The sequence below is a fragment of the Psychrobacter sp. NG27 genome (genome assembly GCF_016106655.1).
GTDB lineage: Bacteria > Pseudomonadota > Gammaproteobacteria > Pseudomonadales > Moraxellaceae > Psychrobacter.
Genome location: NZ_JADGIN010000001.1, coordinates 291,053 through 308,309, shown reverse-complemented (window position 1 = coordinate 308,309; position 17,257 = coordinate 291,053). Strand labels below are relative to the sequence as shown.

The window sequence follows — 17,257 nt, the reverse complement described above, 5'->3', positions numbered from 1 at the left end:
CAGTATTTTCACCTTTATTTATTCACCGTTTTTTAAGAGCTATCTATGACCGTATCGACCATTCGTCACATCAAGCAGCACATACAGCAACTGGCGAATGATGAGTCAAATAATCAGCTACCCCCGTTTTGGTTCACTGACTGGTTGCTACATGTCATTGACAAGCCTGCGATAGCGTTGATGATGGATGAAGATTATCAGCTAACTGATAGTGAGCTTGCTCAGTTCAACGCTGGTGTGGTGAAAATGCAGCAAGGCATACCGCTTGCGTATCTGACTGGTCAGCAGGAGTTTTGGTCGCTGAGCTTTAGGGTGAACGAGCATACCTTGATTCCTAGGCCTGATACCGAGGTATTGGTCGAGCAAGTATTAAATTGGATAAATGCTCAGCCAACGCAACTCGGTAATAAGCGATTGCTAGATTTGGGTACAGGGTCAGGTTGTATCGCGATCAGTCTCGCTCATGAACTTAAGCAAGCCAACTGGCAAGTCGTGGCGGTTGATTTATCATCAGAGGCGCTGAAAGTGGCTCAGCACAATGCGGTGAGTAACAACGTTGCCAATGTTGAATTTATTCAAAGTAGTTGGTATCAAGCGCTATCTACTGGCGATGAGCAGCGGTTTGACGTGATTGTTTCTAACCCTCCTTATATTGACGAGACAGATGAGCATTTAGCCCATCTAACAGCTGAACCGATCAGTGCGCTAAGTTCGCCCAATCAGGGTTTAGCTGATATCGAACATATTATTCAGCAAGCAACAAAGTATTTACGCATAGGTGGGCTACTGGCTATCGAACATGGCCATGATCAAGGGGATGCTGTTCGACAGTTATTTTTGAATAGTAATTTTGAGTCAGTGCATACCGTAAAAGATTACGGTGGTAATGATCGCGTCACGCTAGGGCAAGTTCAGTAGACAGGTTTTTTTATTAGTAAACTTATTTGATTATAGGCTTTGAATGACTATGGTAGAAGCACTGGTACAGCTATCAGATGACGAGCTACTCCGTTATGCACGGCAAGTATTATTAGACGGTTGGGATATGGATGCTCAGCTGCGATTGAAATCAGCACGCGTGGTCATAATAGGCGCAGGCGGCCTTGGTTGTCCTGCGTCTGAAACATTGGTACGTGCTGGAGTAGGCCATGTCCATCTGATTGATGATGATGAAATTGAGGCGAGCAACTTACAACGGCAAACGCTGTTTTTACCTGACGATATCGGTCAGCCCAAAGCATTGACCGCAGCAGCCATGTTAGAGCGCATCAATCCTTTGATAAAGGCGTGCGCGACAGTGGCGCGGTTAGATGAAGATAATGCCTATGAATTGCTCGATGTGGCAGCAGGAAAGCCTGACTTGCTACTGGACTGTACGGATAATTTTGCCACGCGTGATATTATCAATCGTATCAGCGTGTGCTATCAAATCCCGCTACTATCCGCCTCAGCGATTGCGATGCAAGGTCAGCTAGCACTGTTCGAACCTCAGCTCGATACTGGTTGCTATCACTGCGTATTTGGCTCAGTGGTGTTTGACGAAGCCGCTGACGAACGTACGTGTGCCAACTCTGGTGTGCTAGCCAGTACCACTGCTGTCATGGGGAACCTACAAGCCAATGCCGCCTTACAGTATTTGGGATTAACCAAAAATCTACTGACAAACAAGCTGCTTATATGGGATGGTAGTCAAATGCAGCAACGGCTGATGGGCTATCGAAAAGACCCGCAGTGTCCTGTCTGTAGCAGTCCTGTAGTCAATCCTCTATAAATTGGATACGGTGTCAGGCTTGCTTAGTCTACGACTTGTAGCACTTCCATTCGCCTTTCTTGTATCCAAATTATATTGAACCTACTATAACTGAGTAATATGATTTTAACGCATTTTTATATTGTATTGCCTATCTTCAAACATCCTTCTTATTACCATAGTTGTTTTTTATGAAAATTCATCGTCCGCATTTATTGAAACATACTTTTAATGTCATGAACCGTGTTCGCCAAACAGCGAGTGTGGCAGGTCTGTCTGCGCTAAGAGTGGCAAAAGGTGAAAAACCTGACGCGATGCTACTCAAAGAAACCTTTGAGCAGTTGGGCACCACTTATATCAAAATTGGTCAGTTTATTGCCAGTACACCGTCACTGTTTCCACGTGATTATGTCAAGGCATTCCAGAGCTGTTTGGATCAAACCACGCCATTGTCTTATGCTTATATCGAGCAGGTGCTGACAGAGGAGCTGGCGATTGATGGCATGACGCTCTCTGATAAGTTTGCCCATATTGACTCAGAGCCACTGGCTTCTGCCTCTATCGCTCAAGTTCATGCAGCTCGTCTGCACAATGGCGATGAAGTGGTGCTAAAGGTACAAAAGCCTGGCGTCGAGACTATCATGCAGACTGATTTGGGCGTATTGCATGGCGTGACTAAGCTGCTTGAAATACTAATGCCCTCAATGAAGTTTGCGAGTATTGCACCAATTATCGATGAGATTCGTCTGCGTATGCTTGCCGAGACTGATTTTATCGCTGAAGCACAGAATATTCGCGATTTTCAGCAGTTCTTAGCCGTATCAGGCAATACTCGCGTGGTGGCACCAACTGTATATGAGGATCTGACCACCAAGCGTGTATTAACGATGAGCCGTCTATATGGCGTCTCTATGGTCGATGAGTCGCTCATGCGTCAGTACTGTGCTGATCCTGCACAAGTCATGGCAGATACGTTGAACACATGGTTTGCTAGTCTGATGCTGTGCAATAGTTTTCATGCGGATTTGCATGCGGGCAATTTGATGCTATTGACTGATGGCCGCATTGGATTTTTAGACTTTGGTATCGTGGGTAAGCTAAAAGCGGAAAGCTGGCGGGCATGTATGGGCATGATGCAAGCCATGCAAGACAGTGACTATCAAGCAATGGCGCGCCATATGATTGATATGGAGATGACGCATGGTGGCAATCAGGTCGATGTGACCGCACTGGGGAATGACTTACAGCGTATGATGACAACCATCATGGCAGAAGATAAAACCTTTACCAGTGGTGTACCTTTTAATAGTAAAGAGCAAGCCGATGAGCTTAATAAAATGATGCTGGAGATTGTTGAAGTTGGCAAACGTCATGGTATTCACTTTCCACGCGACTTTGCTTTACTGACCAAACAGATGTTGTATTTTGATCGGTTTATGCGTACGCTAGCTCCAGATATGGACATGTTTAGTGATCAACGGGTACAGATGCTAGGACAGGATACGCTAGAGACGCCAACGTTAGACGTATCATAGTTTTTGCTGATATTCTATCTCGACCCAACATATCTCATAACTGTTTATTCCTGCTTTTTTACTACTGCTTTTGACTGTCTAACACAAAGGATTGTGTGCTAATTGCCGCAAAAATGGCGCTGTCATGATGACTGCTTTTAAAAGCCGTATGGTCCCGACGATTACCAATGAAGCTGCCATTGCCTGTGTCGGTATGTACTGCATGGCAGTCGTTATGGGTTATGGCCGCTTCCTCTTTACCGCCACCTTACCTGATATTATGGTGCAATTGTCGCTATCAACGACCATTGCAGGCTGGCTGGCATCAATCAATTATATCGGCTACTTTATTGGTGCGCTTATTGCTATGTTTGTGCCTCAGCGCTCGACATGGCAGGCGATGACGCTGTGGGCTATTATCAGTGTCGTCACAACGATGCTACTTGTTGTGCCTGATATGTCGTTAACTCTATGGTATATCATTCGCTTAATCGCAGGTATTGCAAGTGGGTTAGCGATGATATTGAGCTCATCATTTGTCATTCAAAGCCTTAGCCCTGAGCGCCGTTCAGTCCTATCAGCAGTCCACTATGCAGGCATCGGTGTCGGCATTAGCGCCTCTGCCATAGTGACGTGGTGGCTATTAAAGTTAGGTTATCACTTTGATGTAATTTGGCTAGTCGCAGGCGTCACCAGTTTGCCACTTGTATGGTTACTGTATGCGATAAAACCAAGACGAATACAGACTGTTGATTCACAGCAGATTGATGTCAAACAGCACGTGTCAGTGCACCAGACCTATTTAAACTTTAAACGCGCCTTATATGAAGCCATCTCTGGACACCATAAAGCGCTTGCTTTACTTTTCGTCAGCTACGTACTGGCAGGGTTTGGTTATATTAGCTCAGCGACTTTTTTGCCCGTTATGGCAGCACAACGTCTAACAACACAGACGTATGCTGGATTGATGATTTGGTTGGTCGTTGGTATTTTTGCAATGTTGTCAAACCCCCTATGGGGCGCGCTTGCCAAGCATATCGGTGAAATAAACACCTTGATGGGGCTGACGGTATTGCAAGCATTTGGTATGTGCTTGCCGATATGGTTTGATGGTGCGCTTGGGTTGTATGGTAATGCTGCAATTTTAGGATTGACCTTCGTCGGTATGGTAGCGATGACACTCACTTTATTTAAAAACATCAACCCTGCCTATTCTAATTTGCTGATTGCTTTGGCAACGCTGGCTTATGCATTAGGGCAGTTCTTGGGACCTTTGGTCACGGTAGCGCTGGCAGGGCAGGAAGGTAATTTCAATGCAGGGTTACTTGTTGCTGCTGTTGGATTGATGATTGGATTGGTGTTATTAATATTGTTCCGTCGGCAGTCGCCAACGATTGCTTAGAGCGTCTAAACCACACTACGGCTAAATACTTCCCGTAATTCAAAACTGGTATGAACTTGCGCCACGCCTTCGATACGATTAAGCCGATGCAATAAAAACTCTTCGTAATGTGTCATGTCACGTACCCTTACCTTAATAAGATAGTCTTCTGTACGCCCTGTGACAATACTACAGCTAATGACTTCCTCAAAGCTCTGGATTTTACGTTCAAACTGTTCAAAACGCTCTGCTGTATGACGATCCATGCTAATAGCAATAAACACAGCTAGCGGATAGCCAAGCTTTTGTGCATCGGTCTTGGTCTGGTAGCCGGTGATAATATTCGCATCTTCTAAGCGTTTAATACGGCGTGCGCAAGGCGTGGCAGATAGGTTGACGCGCTCGGCAAGTTCAGTAATACTCATACGCGCTTGCGTTTGCAACAAGCGTAATAATTGTCTATCAATCTCATCTATATCTGCTGCTAATGTATTTTCAACCTGATTATCTGGCATCTTTATGACCTTGATAGTGAATTAACTCGATTATAATGGGTAATTTAGGTTTTTCCACTAAAATAATAACAAATAGAACGAAAGAAAGCAGGTTTCTCTCTGTTAAACTTTGCTATTATTATGGTATAAAATTTAATTATCTCGTATGATAAACATTGATCTAATCAACAGCTAATCGCCTAGCTAAATATATAAACAACCAAGTCATCTAAGGATTGATTATGTCTGACCAAGCCACGCACACTGCAGCCACAGGGACTGCAAAGATCACACCAAAAAGTGCTGCTTTTGACTTCCGTAAATACCGTCCATTTGCATTTGCGCCATCGCTGCCAGATCGTACTTGGCCAAGTAAAACGATTGAGAAGTCACCGATATGGGCAAGTGTAGATCTGCGTGATGGTAACCAAGCACTGATTGATCCGATGACGATTGAACAAAAAATGCGCTTCTTTAAGACCTTAGTAGATGTTGGTTTCAAAGAGATCGAGATTGGTTTTCCGTCAGCGGCGCAGGTAGAGTTTGACTTTGCACGTAAGCTTATCGAAGAGAATCATGTACCTGAAGATGTGACGTTACAAGTATTGGTACAAGCGCGCGAGCATTTAATTGCCCGTACTTTTGAATCGTTAAAAGGCGCTAAACGTGCGGTCGTCCATGTCTATAACTCAACTAGCCGTGTACAACGCGAAAAAGTCTATGGCAAAGACAAGGCTGAAATCAAAGAGATTGCTATCGCAGGCGCCAAGCTATTGCAAGAGTATGCGGCAAAGTACCCTGAGACAGATTGGGTCTTTCAGTACTCGCCAGAGAGCTTCAGTCAGACAGAGACTGAATATGCCGTAGAGGTTTGCGATGCAGTATGTGACGTGTGGCAGCCACAGCAGGGTCAGGAAGTTATTTTTAACTTGCCAGCGACCGTTGAGGCATCTATGCCCAATGTCTTTGCTGATCAAGTAGAATATTTCTGCCGTAATCTAGCGCAGCGTGAGCATGTGATTGTGAGCTTGCATACTCATAATGACCGTGGCTGTGCGGTAGCGGCAGCTGAATTGGGCGTGCTTGCAGGTGCGGATCGTATCGAAGGTACATTGCTTGGTAACGGTGAGCGTACGGGTAACATGGATATCATGGTCATGGCCATGAACTTGTTTAGTCAAGGTATCGATCCTGAGCTCGATTTTAGCAACATGAGTGAAATCGTACAGGTTGTGAGCGTATGTAATAACTTACCATTGCACCCTCGTCATCCTTATGTAGGCGAATTGGTGTTCACGGCATTTAGTGGCTCACATCAAGATGCTATCAAAAAATCTCTCGACTACAATGAAAGCAATCAGAGCGAAACAGACAATGTCTGGGACGTGGCTTATCTACCTATCGATCCTGCGCATATTGGGCGTAGCTACCAAGATGTGGTACGTATCAATAGCCAGTCGGGAAAAGGCGGCGTCGCCTATATCTTGCAGCGTAACTACGGCTTTAACTTGCCACGTTGGATGCAGATTGACTTTAGCCGTGTGGTACAAAAACAAGCGGAAGCGGCTGCTCGCGAGTTGCAAAATGATGAAATCCTACAGACCTTTGAAGACACGTATCTGCAGCAAGGCAAGTTTGAGCTACTCGATTATAGTGTCAGTAATAAAGGTGGCGAGGCTTATTTTAGCGGTCAAGTACAGATGAATAGTGATACGATTAATATCGATGGTACTGGTAATGGGCCGCTGTCATCGTTTATCGATGGATTGGCTCAGCATACAGGCAAATCACTACATATCATCAACTATGCTGAACATGCGATTAACCCGCATCACAACAGCGGTAATGGTATCGATGATGATACCAATAGTGATAACAAAACCAATGCGAATGCGGCAGCCTACATTCAACTAAATGTCGATGGTGAGGTTTATTCTGGCATCGGTACTTGTAGTAGCACAGTATCAGCCATGTTAAAAGGGGCGTTATCAGCCTTTGCTCAAGCACTAAATACAGAAGCTGCTTAGTGTTGGTTAAGTAGCAAATAATATTACGCAAAGTTCTGTATGCTAATAACGTCATCGCTTCTTGTCTCTAGCAAGTAAAGCGACGGCGTTTTTTTGCGGTAAAAGCCTATGACGTTTCGATTATGGATTTATGAGCGATAGCATAATGTTACTTGTGTTTTGGGTGTCTAAGACTTACGCTAATGTATATATTAAAATATTATAAATAAAAGGTTAATCATGGAACCTCTCTCATTTGCTTCCTTTTCTCTCGCATCTATCCTAGCATCGTTGCCAGTAAATGGCGGGGTCACCACCCAGCCAACCATTACGACTCATATCAGTCCAGCCATTGTCGGACAATGGGAGATTGATTTAGATAGCAATATTACGATGACCAAAGAAGCGAAAGCTCGGCAAGCGGCATCGAGCGCTGTAGAGAGTTTAGACGGCATACAATCGAGTAATGAAGAGCCAATGATAGAAGCAGGTACAGATGGTGGCATACTCACGCAAAGCGAGGCGCGCGTCTTAAATATTCAGCCGACTATGAGCAAAAATCTGATTGCCTCAGTCAATAAGTCTACTCAGTGCCGCGAGTTGTATAATTTTGGCGCTGATAACGAGATGCGAGCTTCTAGTGGTAAAGAGTGGACCTATGGTCGTTACCTAGTCACGCATCGTGAAGAGGGGCTGCCTATTATCGCCATAAAGACCGTTTATGACAATAATGAAATTGATTGCTCAGGCAACCAGGTTGACCAAACTGATGAAGCATTGATTGCATTTTTGTACCATGATGGCAATCAAATGCAGTGGTGTGCTGACCCTGATGGCAACGAGTGCTTTATGAACTTTAATAGAGTTTTGCCATAACTGCTGAGATTGCGTTCATTTAGATATCGATCGACTGACCTGAGAACACAATCCAAAGACCATAAAAAAACCGCTATCGATATAGCGGTTTTTTTATGGCGTTAATTATATGCTGAGATTTTTTATACTATAACGCTTTTTTGTCTTTGTTAGCGACCAACAGCTCTCTTTCGAGATAATGAATATTCTGAGCTTCACGAGTAAAGTCATCATCTGCCAAAATCACATCACGATGCAATGGTATATTGGTTTTGATTCCTTCGATGATTAATTCATCAAGAGCGTGTACTGTCTTTGCAATGGCTTGTTGACGTGTCTGACCATGACAAATAAGCTTGCCAATCAAGGAATCATAATAGGTCGGTATCTCGTACCCAGGGTACAAATGCGAATCAAATCGAACGCCTGAGCCACTTGGCGCAAACAACTGATTGACCGTACCAGGGCAAGGCATAAAGGTTACCGGATCTTCAGCATTTATACGACATTCAATCGCATGGCCTTGGATCTCAATCTCACTTTGACGATAAGACAGACCATAACCGGCTGCGATTTTGAGCTGTTCGACGACGACATCGATACCAGTGATCATCTCAGTCACTGGATGCTCAACCTGTACACGAGTATTCATCTCAATAAAGAAAAACTCGTTATTTTCAAATAAAAACTCAAACGTACCGGCACCTCGGTATTTGACAAGCTCACAGGCTTTTACGCAGGCTCTTAAGATGGGCTCACGTATATCATCTGGGATGTCAGGCGCAGGGGCTTCTTCTAGTACTTTTTGATGGCGACGCTGCAATGAGCAGTCACGATCATACAGATGAATCGCGTTACCATTACCATCGCCTAGTACTTGTACTTCTACGTGGCGCGGGTTTTGTAAATAGCGTTCCATATAGACGGTATCGTCACCAAACCACAGCTCAGCTTCTTGCTTGGCTGCTTGAACTTGACCGACAATTTCTTCAAAACGCTCAACGACACGCATACCGCGTCCGCCGCCGCCAGAAGCTGCTTTAATTATTAGCGGAAAACCAATATTACGGGCTTGTTCTTCGGCATTATGTAGGGTGACAGCACCAACAGAACCAGGTACCGTTGGTACGCCTGCTTTTTTCATGGCATTGATAGCAGAGACTTTGTTGCCCATCAAGCGAATATGATCAGCGTTAGGACCCACAAAGGTCAAACCGGCTTCTTCTACGCGTTCGGCAAATTCTGCATTTTCAGACAAAAAACCATAACCCGGATGGATAGCATCCGCGCCAGTTATTTCAGCGGCTGTTAGGATAGTGTTGATATCCAGGTAGCTTTGGTTAGCATTGGGTTTGCCAATACAAATTGCCTCATCAACAAAGCGTAGGTGCATCAAGTTGGCATCAGCAGTAGAGTAGACCCCTACGGTTTCGATACCTAAGGCTTTACAGGCTCGAACGATACGCAGGGCAATCTCACCTCTATTGGCAATGAGCAATTTTTTTATCATGGGTTCATCCTTGTCGAAACATCAGTCATTGACTGACTCTTGAAATATAATGTTGTATTGGTTAAGCCCCGTACAATATAGCTATCAAAAATCAGTCGTAGTGAAGTAAAGTATGGCAAATATCGTTACGCTTTATAGCGTATGACAGGTTGGCCGAACTGTACGACTTCAGAGTTGTCTACCAAGATTTCGTCAACAATACCACTTTGAGTCGCTTCAAGAGGATTCATAATTTTCATGGCTTCGATGATACCTAAGGTATCACCCGCTTGAACTTTTTGTCCGACCTTTACAAACGGTGGATCATTAGGGCTTGACGCTGAATAAAAGACACCAACCATTGGTGAGGACTCAACGTTACCCGCTTTTGCTGCAGGTGTTGCTTCAGCAGCGATAGGAGCTGCACCAGCAGTAGGGGCTGCCATCATAGTAGGCGCAGGCGTATCATAGTGACGAGTCAAACTAATATGTTCGTCGTCAGAACTGATCTCTAAATTCACCAGTTCACTTTCTTCCATAAGGGCGATGAGGGTGCGTATTTTTTCAATATCCATAGTTTTTATCTGACCTTATACTAAATTCAAGAAATAGTGTAACTAAATATTGTCTAATTAATTGCTAATGATACCTAGATTCAAGGCAATGAGCAATCAATGTACAGTTGTTAACTGAGGATTTTTACATATTTTGACGTAAGCCATCTCTTTTAGTAAGAAATTCACTGTTATCAACCATCGTCTGTGTGAACATTACCCAATAGAGCAAGGTTACATCTACACGTGTACAGTCCAATCAATGTTAAACAGCGATGATTGAGTAGTGATGAGCGATAACAGTATAAAACAGGCTTAACCTGTTTAGCCCCATAATGCTGTTAAGCGTTTTTGCTGATAGAGCAGGCGCAATGTCAACAAAATCGATGACAAAAACAGACCTGTGATCAACGCCATCCAGAACCCTTGTGCGCCGATATCAGTGAAGCGTACCAAGTAAACACCTAATGGCAATGCTACTAGCCAATAACAAAAAAGCGTGACCCACATCGGGATGGTGGTGTCTTGCATACCGCGCAATATGCCAGCGACATTAACCTGCCAGCCATCAAACAACTGATAAGCTAGGGCAAATATCAGCAAATGCATAGATTGAGCCCTGACCTCTGGATTGTCAGTAAAGGCAGCTGCGAGCTCTGGCCTAAACAGCCAAATGCCAAGCATACACACGATGGCGATAACCACCGTCCAAACAAGTCCAGTGGCTTGTACTTGACGCAATGCCATGAGATTTTTTTGGCCAAAGCGATTTGATACCATTATGGTGAGTGCCATAGCAACAGATATCGGTATCATAAACAGCTGTGAGGTGACCGCTAGTGCCACTTGATGCGAGGCGGTTGCGAGCTCACCCAATGGGCTAATCACCAGTGCACCCAAACTGAATAGACTGGCTTCAAAGAAGATAGAGATACCAATAGGAATGCCAAGTTTCAAAAGTTTTTTGATTTGCGCGCGATTGGGACTGGTAAAGCCATAAAAGAAGCGCGTGCTAGCAAACTCACGACGCTTGGTAAAGCTAGTATAAGCCGCTAATAGTAAGACATTTATCCATAAGACCAGTGCGGTTGCCACGCCGCAGCCTGCACCGCCCATCTCAGGCATACCAAACAAACCATGAATAAAAATGTAGTTCAGAGGGATGTCTGCAAGCAAGCCAATAATACTAATGACGGTCACAGGCTCAGGACGACCCAGTGCTTCACAATAACTGCGCAGTACGGCATAAATAGCCAAGGCCGGAAAACCGAATGAAACACCATGCAAGTACTGTGTGGCGATAGGTTGAATATTCTCAGGAACACCCATAACTCCTAGCACATTGGGTGCCAAGTTTACGATGATAAAACCAATAACCCCAATGACGCTTGCGGTCCACAAGGACTGCTGAGTGATATGTGGCACCTGATTGTGCTGGTCTTGACCGATGGCCTCACCAATAAGCGGGGTGGTCGCGATCAATATACCTGTGGCCAATAAAAAAAGCGGGAGCCAAATGCCAGATCCAACAGCCACCGCTGCCAAATCAAGCGCAGAAACTTGACCGGCCATAATAGCATCGACCACACCGAGTGCGGCTTGGCAAAACTGAGTAATCAAGATAGGTAGTGCAAGTATGCCTAGGCGTAGGCTGTAACTTTTGAAGTCTTTAAAAGATAATGGAAAAACCATGGTGAGCAACTTTTTATTCTTTACAGTAATTGTTATTAAGATAGTGATTATTAATCAGCAAACACTGTCATCAGCAAATCAAAACTGAGGCAGCATGAGAAGGTTAGGGCATGTCCTTAATTAAAACGATAGTCCTCTAACTGGGCTAAAAATGGCTAAATTTTGCCAGACATCGTCAAATAGCTAGTCAATATCTCGATATTATCTACACTATTTTTCTCGTTTGACGGCAATTTATCTCATTTTTATCTCCACTTTTGAAATGAGGACACGCCCTAGTGCCGACGATGATACGCTGATAAATAATATGAGCAAGCCTATATCGGCCGCGTACGAAAATAAAAGCCCATGCACTAAAATAGGCACTAAAACAAACACTAAAACAGGCACTAAAATAAAAATAACCCGTCAATCCAAAAACTAGATTGACAGGTTATATATAGACTAGATGGTAAAGAAGCAAAGATACAATGTCAACGTTCAAGAGACCTCATACACCCTGCAAGCGCACTCTACTTGAAAATAGAGTAGCGCCTGTTCACCTACAACGATTCAGGCAAATCTTGTACCACGGCTTGATAACCGATTAAGGTATTATTCTCATCAAATGCTTGTACGACGATTGCATAATTGGTGGAATTGTCTGGAATGATCGGTGCAAACTGCGTTTCCAGATTACTCAATACTAGGTTCTGTACATAACCGTTCGCACCAGACTCGGCTTTATTGACATCGATTTGGCTGACCAGTAGATGCTTGGTATTGGCAGGGTTTTGCCATGTGACAGTTTTTTGACTGCCATTACCGATGATATCGAGATTCAAGTTGCCAGCAGTATAATCAAGTGGATACGTTCTAAAATTAGAGCGATCACTGATGGTGTACGTCACGTTACAATTGTCTTCGCCACTTGACAGTTTCTTGCCGCCTAAACCATCTTGATATTCAAAGCTACCTTTCCAAGGCGATCCCGCTTCTTTTTCCTCAAAACTACCCGCAAACGTGGTCAATATATTTGGGGTCTCTAACCCTAAATCACTTACGTATTTAATATCTAAAAATTCTAAAGTATCGAGGCTACCGGTTATTTTACCAGCGATATAATTGTCTACTTTAATCGCTGAATTTATACCCAATACATTGTTTTCTTGACAGGCCTGCTGCTGATAACTAAAGCTACCATCGACACTGCCTGCACCATCTTTACTAATGTCGAAGTAGACAGCGCCAATATCGATATCATTACTGTCGCCATCGTCAACCTCAACGAAATGACCGACATAAAGACCACCTCGGCCACCTTCTGGTGTTAATTTATCCAAGAATTTATCCAGTGATTCCTCTGGTAAAAATACGGATTCCAAAATCTCTGCCATAGATTTTTCATCATCGCTGAGCTTGTCTTCGACTTCTTTGTATTTTTCTTTAACTTTATCTTCCACGCGATCGTATTCATCTTTTACCTGATCCTCTATACGGTCGTACTCTTCCTTTACCTTGTCACCATCGCTACCGCAAGCGCTGAGGGTGACACTGAGAATGCTGATCGATAATACAGATAATAATAGCTTGGATGCGCTCATACATGAGTCCTGATAATGGTTATAAAGAGATAATAAAAAATAGCGGGTGATGGTTACCTATAGAGCAACACATCTCTGGGCATTAATATAGTAAGTGTTAAGCAGTGAACGTATCAATAAGCAGCCCTTGATAGCTCTTGATAGCCACTGATATTATTCAATCATCATGGTAAAAACTGAGTTTCATCGCCCAATAGATCAAGGGTCTCTGCCATATCCATAATCGTCTGCCAGTGTTTGGGTGCTAAAGGGATCACGGTCAATTGCTGACAGCCTTTTCTGAGCAGTAGTGAGTCCTCAAGCGCTGGCAAAAACTTTAGCTCTGATAATGGCAAAACGTCAGTAAATGCTTGCTCAAAAGTAAGGTCAACCATATACCAACGCGGCGCGTCTTCAGTTGCGATAGGGTCATAGTGACGATGCTCAGGGTGAAACTGGGTCGGATCAGGGTAGCCTGCTTTACTGACGCTCATAATACCAGCGATGCCAGAGGGTTTGGCGCTAGAATGATAAAAGAACACTTTATCATCCACTTTCATATCATCACGCATAAAATTACGGGCACGGTAGTTACGGACACCATCCCAGCTGTCTGTGCCTAATCGTTGTAAGTCATCTATACCAAAGAATTTGGGATTTGATTTCATTAACCAATACGCCATATGTTTTATCCTTTACTTAATTTTTAATATTGTCATGGTCTACTTTTTATTAACCAACTCGCAAGTGTTCTTCTCATAAATTTTCTATATACTGCCTATCATTTGCCATGGTTAATAGAAGCCTTATACGTCATTTTGTTAATAGTTTTATGCTATATCAGCTTTTCTTTCAGCCATCTAGCCGTTATCCTAGCGATATTTTTAATGACAATCGTCATTGAATATTACACCATGCTTATCACATGATAAGTTGATTAATGCCCCAAATGAAGGCTGACAGTATGCCAAGCGACCGTGCCACATTGAATCTCACTGAAAAGACCGTAAATGATGGTGTTATCAACGTGATGAATATTCCGTTATCACTCTATATACACGTTCCGTGGTGTGTCAAAAAGTGCCCTTATTGTGATTTTAATTCGCATGAACTGCCTGTAGACAGTCAGACCTCCATGTACGATGAGTATGTGGATACGTTGCTATTAGATGCAAGTCTGCAGCAGTCATTGGCACAAGGGCGCACTATCGAATCGATATTTATCGGCGGTGGCACACCTTCACTATTGCCAATCGCACAGTATCAACGACTATTTACGGCTCTGCGCAATATCTTTAGATTTGCAGATGATATCGAAGTCACGATGGAGGCCAATCCTGGGACGCTTGAGCATGCACCATTTGCGCAGTATCTAGAGGTTGGTATCAATCGATTGTCTATCGGGGTGCAGAGCTTCGCCGCTGATAAGCTCACAGTACTAGGCCGTATCCATGACCCTGCTCAAGCATTATCAGCAATTCAAGCGGCTAGTGCTGCGGGCTTTACACGGATCAATGTCGATCTGATGCATGGTTTACCGCAGCAAACCATGAATGAGGCGCTCGATGACATTCAGATGGCACATGATGCTGGCGCAACCCATATCTCTTGGTATCAGCTCACTATTGAACCCAATACGGTGTTTTATCGCAGTCAGCCTATTTTACCAGATGAAGATAATTTGGCTGATATTGAACAAGCAGGACAAGCACTATTAGATCAACTTGGCTATAGCAACTATGAAGTATCCGCATGGTCGGGGGCGTCAGACAAGCCTTGTCGTCATAACGTCAACTATTGGCAATTTGGTGATTACCTTGCGATAGGAGCTGGGGCACATGGCAAAGTCACTGTTGATCGTAATGCAGGTAATCCTAGCGCATTAGAGCCAACAGAAAAAGCGTCACAGAATGATTTCCTAGCTGAAACTGGCATTTATCGTTTTAGTAAATCACGATTGCCAAAAGACTATGTGGGAGAGCCTGATACGGCAAAGCCAATCGATGCATCACTTGTTATAAGTCAAAACGTCCCAAAAATGGTGGGCTGGCAAGCGATTGATAGTGATGAGCTGGTGAGCGAGTTTATGCTAAACGTATTACGCTTGCATGGCGGCGTTGCTTGGTCATTGTTTGAAGGTAGAACGGGTCTGAAATATGCTCATATCGCTGGACAGGTCGTTAAGCTAATAGAGCAAGGGTTATTGGTAGATAGTGATAAACAGCTGCAACCGACAGTCTTAGGTCAGCGTTATCTCAATCAGATATTACATGCGTTTTTATAAAACCTTGCAACAGCACGTTTTTTGCTGTGACTTAGAACAAATAACCGAATACAAAAAAAGGCTTACCAATTTGGTAAGCCCTTTACTCAATCTAAAAATACAAACTTAGATTTTGTTTTGTACTTCTTGAGCGCTACCAGAAACAGCATCGCCAGCGCTTGACACGTCTTGGCCAAAACCTTTAAAAGTGTTGCAACCAGTTAGAACAAACATAGCAGTCAAAGATGCGATGATTAATTTTTTCATAATAGTATCCTCAAAGATAAATGGGTGGTTATAAATAACAACAGTGATACCAAGCAATATACTAAAGCCTCACTGAAGAGGTGCAGGATGAGACGATCATATGTAAATACCATCTCGTTATCCGTCACAGACATCATAGTGAAAGTTAAAAACCCTGCACAGTATCAAAATGTAATTATTGGCAGTAAACTGTAACTTTTAATTACCTATCGCTCATAAATTTCAATAATAGAGCGTTGAACGTTTCTGGAGTAAATAAATATGGCCGTTCATATCGTGCTGGTCGCCCCAAAAATGCCAAGTAATACTGGCAATATTATCCGCTTGTGTGCCAATACGGGGGCGCAGTTGCATTTAGTCAGACCATTAGGGTTTGAGCTCGATGACAAAAAGCTTCGCCGTGCAGGCCTCGATTATCATGAGTATGCCAATTTGCAAGTACATGATGATTGGGTAGCAGCCCGCAAAGCGCTACAAGCAGCTGACTGTCATGTAGTCACTGCTTTGACCACCAAGCTAAGCAAGCCGTTTTATGACTACGATTTTGGTAGGCTGTCAGCCACTGAAAACGCTGACGCTATTGATAGCGAACAAGCATCCTATCAATCGCCTCATATCGCGCTAGTATTTGGCTCTGAAACAGCAGGTCTGGCTGATGATATACGTGAAGATATCGGTGCTGATAACTGGCTTAGGTTACCGATGCTAGCAGACTCACGCAGTTTGAATTTATCCAATAGTGTGGCGATATGTCTGTATGAGATATGGCGACAGCAAGGATTTTCAGGTGATGAAGGACGCAGCATTGGTTATGACACCTTGACGGTATATGACCCAAAGTAAAATGACTACTATCAAACATAGCGAGTCAAATATGAATAATCAAGAATAGTGACTGGCTTTTAGTGGATAGTCACTAAAAGCCAGTCACTATCAAGCATCAATCATGAATGGTAGATAAGATGCACTCGTATCAGCATCCTATATAGTCAGTTCAATATAATTTCGATACAAGGAAACCGAGTGCAAGTTATACATTAGTATGCTTAGCGAGGATGACGATGTAGCGGATTTATATAGACTTGACTATAGACAGTTGGGCGGCTTGGGTAATCCAGCCAAACGATTCACATGGCGCGCGACCAATCCTGTATTAAACAGCTGCTGTAGTTTCTGATTACTAATGTCTTGCTCTGGTAAGGTCTTTTGCAGCCATTTAATCAATGGGCGCGTCGCAGGCGCGTGATTGAATTTCTCAAAAAATGCTCGTACTTGCTGCAAAATCTGTAAATGCTCGTCAGTTAAAGTGACATCTAGGGTGTCTGCCAGTCGCTGCGCAACATCAGGTGTCCATATTGCATGGTCACACAAATGGCCGTCTTGATCTAAGGCGATATCAGTTGCTGCTATCGTAGTAGGCATATGCATAG

The 17,257-nt window shown here is 43.6% G+C and carries 16 protein-coding genes; 8 read left to right on the top strand and 8 right to left on the bottom strand.

Annotated features, from left to right (window positions below; genetic code table 11):
- Window positions 1-45 precede the first annotated feature (45 nt).
- The 4 genes from prmC to IP485_RS01220 all read left to right on the top strand — a co-directional run bounded on the left by prmC (window position 46) and on the right by IP485_RS01220 (window position 4,666).
- Window positions 46-918, top strand: coding sequence for a peptide chain release factor N(5)-glutamine methyltransferase (gene prmC, locus IP485_RS01235; protein WP_198325655.1), 873 nt, complete (start codon window positions 46-48; stop codon window positions 916-918).
- Between the two features lie 49 nt (window positions 919-967).
- A complete protein-coding gene (locus IP485_RS01230; RefSeq protein ID WP_413787012.1) occupies window positions 968-1,771 on the top strand; it encodes a HesA/MoeB/ThiF family protein in 804 nt (267 codons plus the stop codon).
- Between the two features lie 170 nt (window positions 1,772-1,941).
- A complete protein-coding gene (locus IP485_RS01225) occupies window positions 1,942-3,285 on the top strand; it encodes an ABC1 kinase family protein (RefSeq protein WP_198325653.1) in 1,344 nt (447 codons plus the stop codon).
- 124 nt (window positions 3,286-3,409) lie between these two features.
- Window positions 3,410-4,666, top strand: coding sequence for a YbfB/YjiJ family MFS transporter (locus tag IP485_RS01220; RefSeq protein ID WP_198325652.1), 1,257 nt, complete (start codon window positions 3,410-3,412; stop codon window positions 4,664-4,666).
- Between the two features lie 5 nt (window positions 4,667-4,671).
- On the opposite strand, the gene IP485_RS01215 is transcribed toward IP485_RS01220, so the two are convergent.
- Window positions 4,672-5,160 carry an Lrp/AsnC family transcriptional regulator gene (locus IP485_RS01215; RefSeq protein ID WP_198325651.1) on the bottom strand — a complete coding sequence of 163 codons (489 nt, stop codon included), beginning with the start codon at window positions 5,158-5,160 and terminating at the stop codon, window positions 4,672-4,674.
- A 221-nt stretch (window positions 5,161-5,381) separates the two neighbouring features.
- Between IP485_RS01215 and leuA the strand changes: the two genes are divergently transcribed.
- Both leuA and IP485_RS01205 read left to right on the top strand, forming a co-directional pair.
- Window positions 5,382-7,166: a 2-isopropylmalate synthase gene (gene leuA, locus IP485_RS01210; protein ID WP_198325650.1), complete on the top strand. Its 1,785-nt coding sequence runs from the start codon at window positions 5,382-5,384 to the stop codon at window positions 7,164-7,166.
- Between the two features lie 219 nt (window positions 7,167-7,385).
- Window positions 7,386-8,021, top strand: a complete 636-nt coding sequence (locus tag IP485_RS01205; RefSeq protein WP_198325649.1) for a hypothetical protein — start codon at window positions 7,386-7,388, stop codon at window positions 8,019-8,021.
- 127 nt (window positions 8,022-8,148) lie between these two features.
- On the opposite strand, the gene accC is transcribed toward IP485_RS01205, so the two are convergent.
- The 5 genes from accC to IP485_RS01180 form a co-directional block, all read right to left on the bottom strand.
- Complete coding sequence (accC, locus tag IP485_RS01200; protein ID WP_194363155.1) at window positions 8,149-9,510, bottom strand: acetyl-CoA carboxylase biotin carboxylase subunit; 1,362 nt, start codon at window positions 9,508-9,510, stop codon at window positions 8,149-8,151.
- Window positions 9,511-9,635: 125 nt separating this feature from the next.
- Window positions 9,636-10,064 (bottom strand): acetyl-CoA carboxylase biotin carboxyl carrier protein, encoded by a 429-nt coding sequence (gene accB / locus IP485_RS01195; RefSeq protein ID WP_198325648.1) that lies wholly within the window; start codon window positions 10,062-10,064, stop codon window positions 9,636-9,638.
- A gap of 303 nt (window positions 10,065-10,367) precedes the next feature.
- Complete coding sequence (locus tag IP485_RS01190; RefSeq protein WP_194363157.1) at window positions 10,368-11,735, bottom strand: MATE family efflux transporter; 1,368 nt, start codon at window positions 11,733-11,735, stop codon at window positions 10,368-10,370.
- A 542-nt stretch (window positions 11,736-12,277) separates the two neighbouring features.
- Window positions 12,278-13,318: a hypothetical protein gene (locus IP485_RS01185; RefSeq protein ID WP_198325647.1), complete on the bottom strand. Its 1,041-nt coding sequence runs from the start codon at window positions 13,316-13,318 to the stop codon at window positions 12,278-12,280.
- A 164-nt stretch (window positions 13,319-13,482) separates the two neighbouring features.
- Window positions 13,483-13,980: an EVE domain-containing protein gene (locus IP485_RS01180; protein ID WP_198325646.1), complete on the bottom strand. Its 498-nt coding sequence runs from the start codon at window positions 13,978-13,980 to the stop codon at window positions 13,483-13,485.
- A gap of 347 nt (window positions 13,981-14,327) precedes the next feature.
- On the opposite strand from IP485_RS01180, the gene hemW reads away from it, so the two are divergent.
- Window positions 14,328-15,581 carry a radical SAM family heme chaperone HemW gene (gene hemW / locus IP485_RS01175; RefSeq protein ID WP_227686393.1) on the top strand — a complete coding sequence of 418 codons (1,254 nt, stop codon included), beginning with the start codon at window positions 14,328-14,330 and terminating at the stop codon, window positions 15,579-15,581.
- Window positions 15,582-15,686: 105 nt separating this feature from the next.
- On the opposite strand, the gene IP485_RS01170 is transcribed toward hemW, so the two are convergent.
- Window positions 15,687-15,827 carry an entericidin A/B family lipoprotein gene (locus IP485_RS01170; RefSeq protein ID WP_194363160.1) on the bottom strand — a complete coding sequence of 47 codons (141 nt, stop codon included), beginning with the start codon at window positions 15,825-15,827 and terminating at the stop codon, window positions 15,687-15,689.
- 261 nt (window positions 15,828-16,088) lie between these two features.
- Between IP485_RS01170 and IP485_RS01165 the strand changes: the two genes are divergently transcribed.
- Window positions 16,089-16,670 carry a tRNA (cytidine(34)-2'-O)-methyltransferase gene (locus tag IP485_RS01165; protein WP_198325645.1) on the top strand — a complete coding sequence of 194 codons (582 nt, stop codon included), beginning with the start codon at window positions 16,089-16,091 and terminating at the stop codon, window positions 16,668-16,670.
- 243 nt (window positions 16,671-16,913) lie between these two features.
- On the opposite strand, the gene IP485_RS01160 is transcribed toward IP485_RS01165, so the two are convergent.
- Complete coding sequence (locus tag IP485_RS01160; RefSeq protein WP_198325991.1) at window positions 16,914-17,255, bottom strand: TusE/DsrC/DsvC family sulfur relay protein; 342 nt, start codon at window positions 17,253-17,255, stop codon at window positions 16,914-16,916.
- Between the last annotated feature and the right edge of the window lie 2 nt (window positions 17,256-17,257).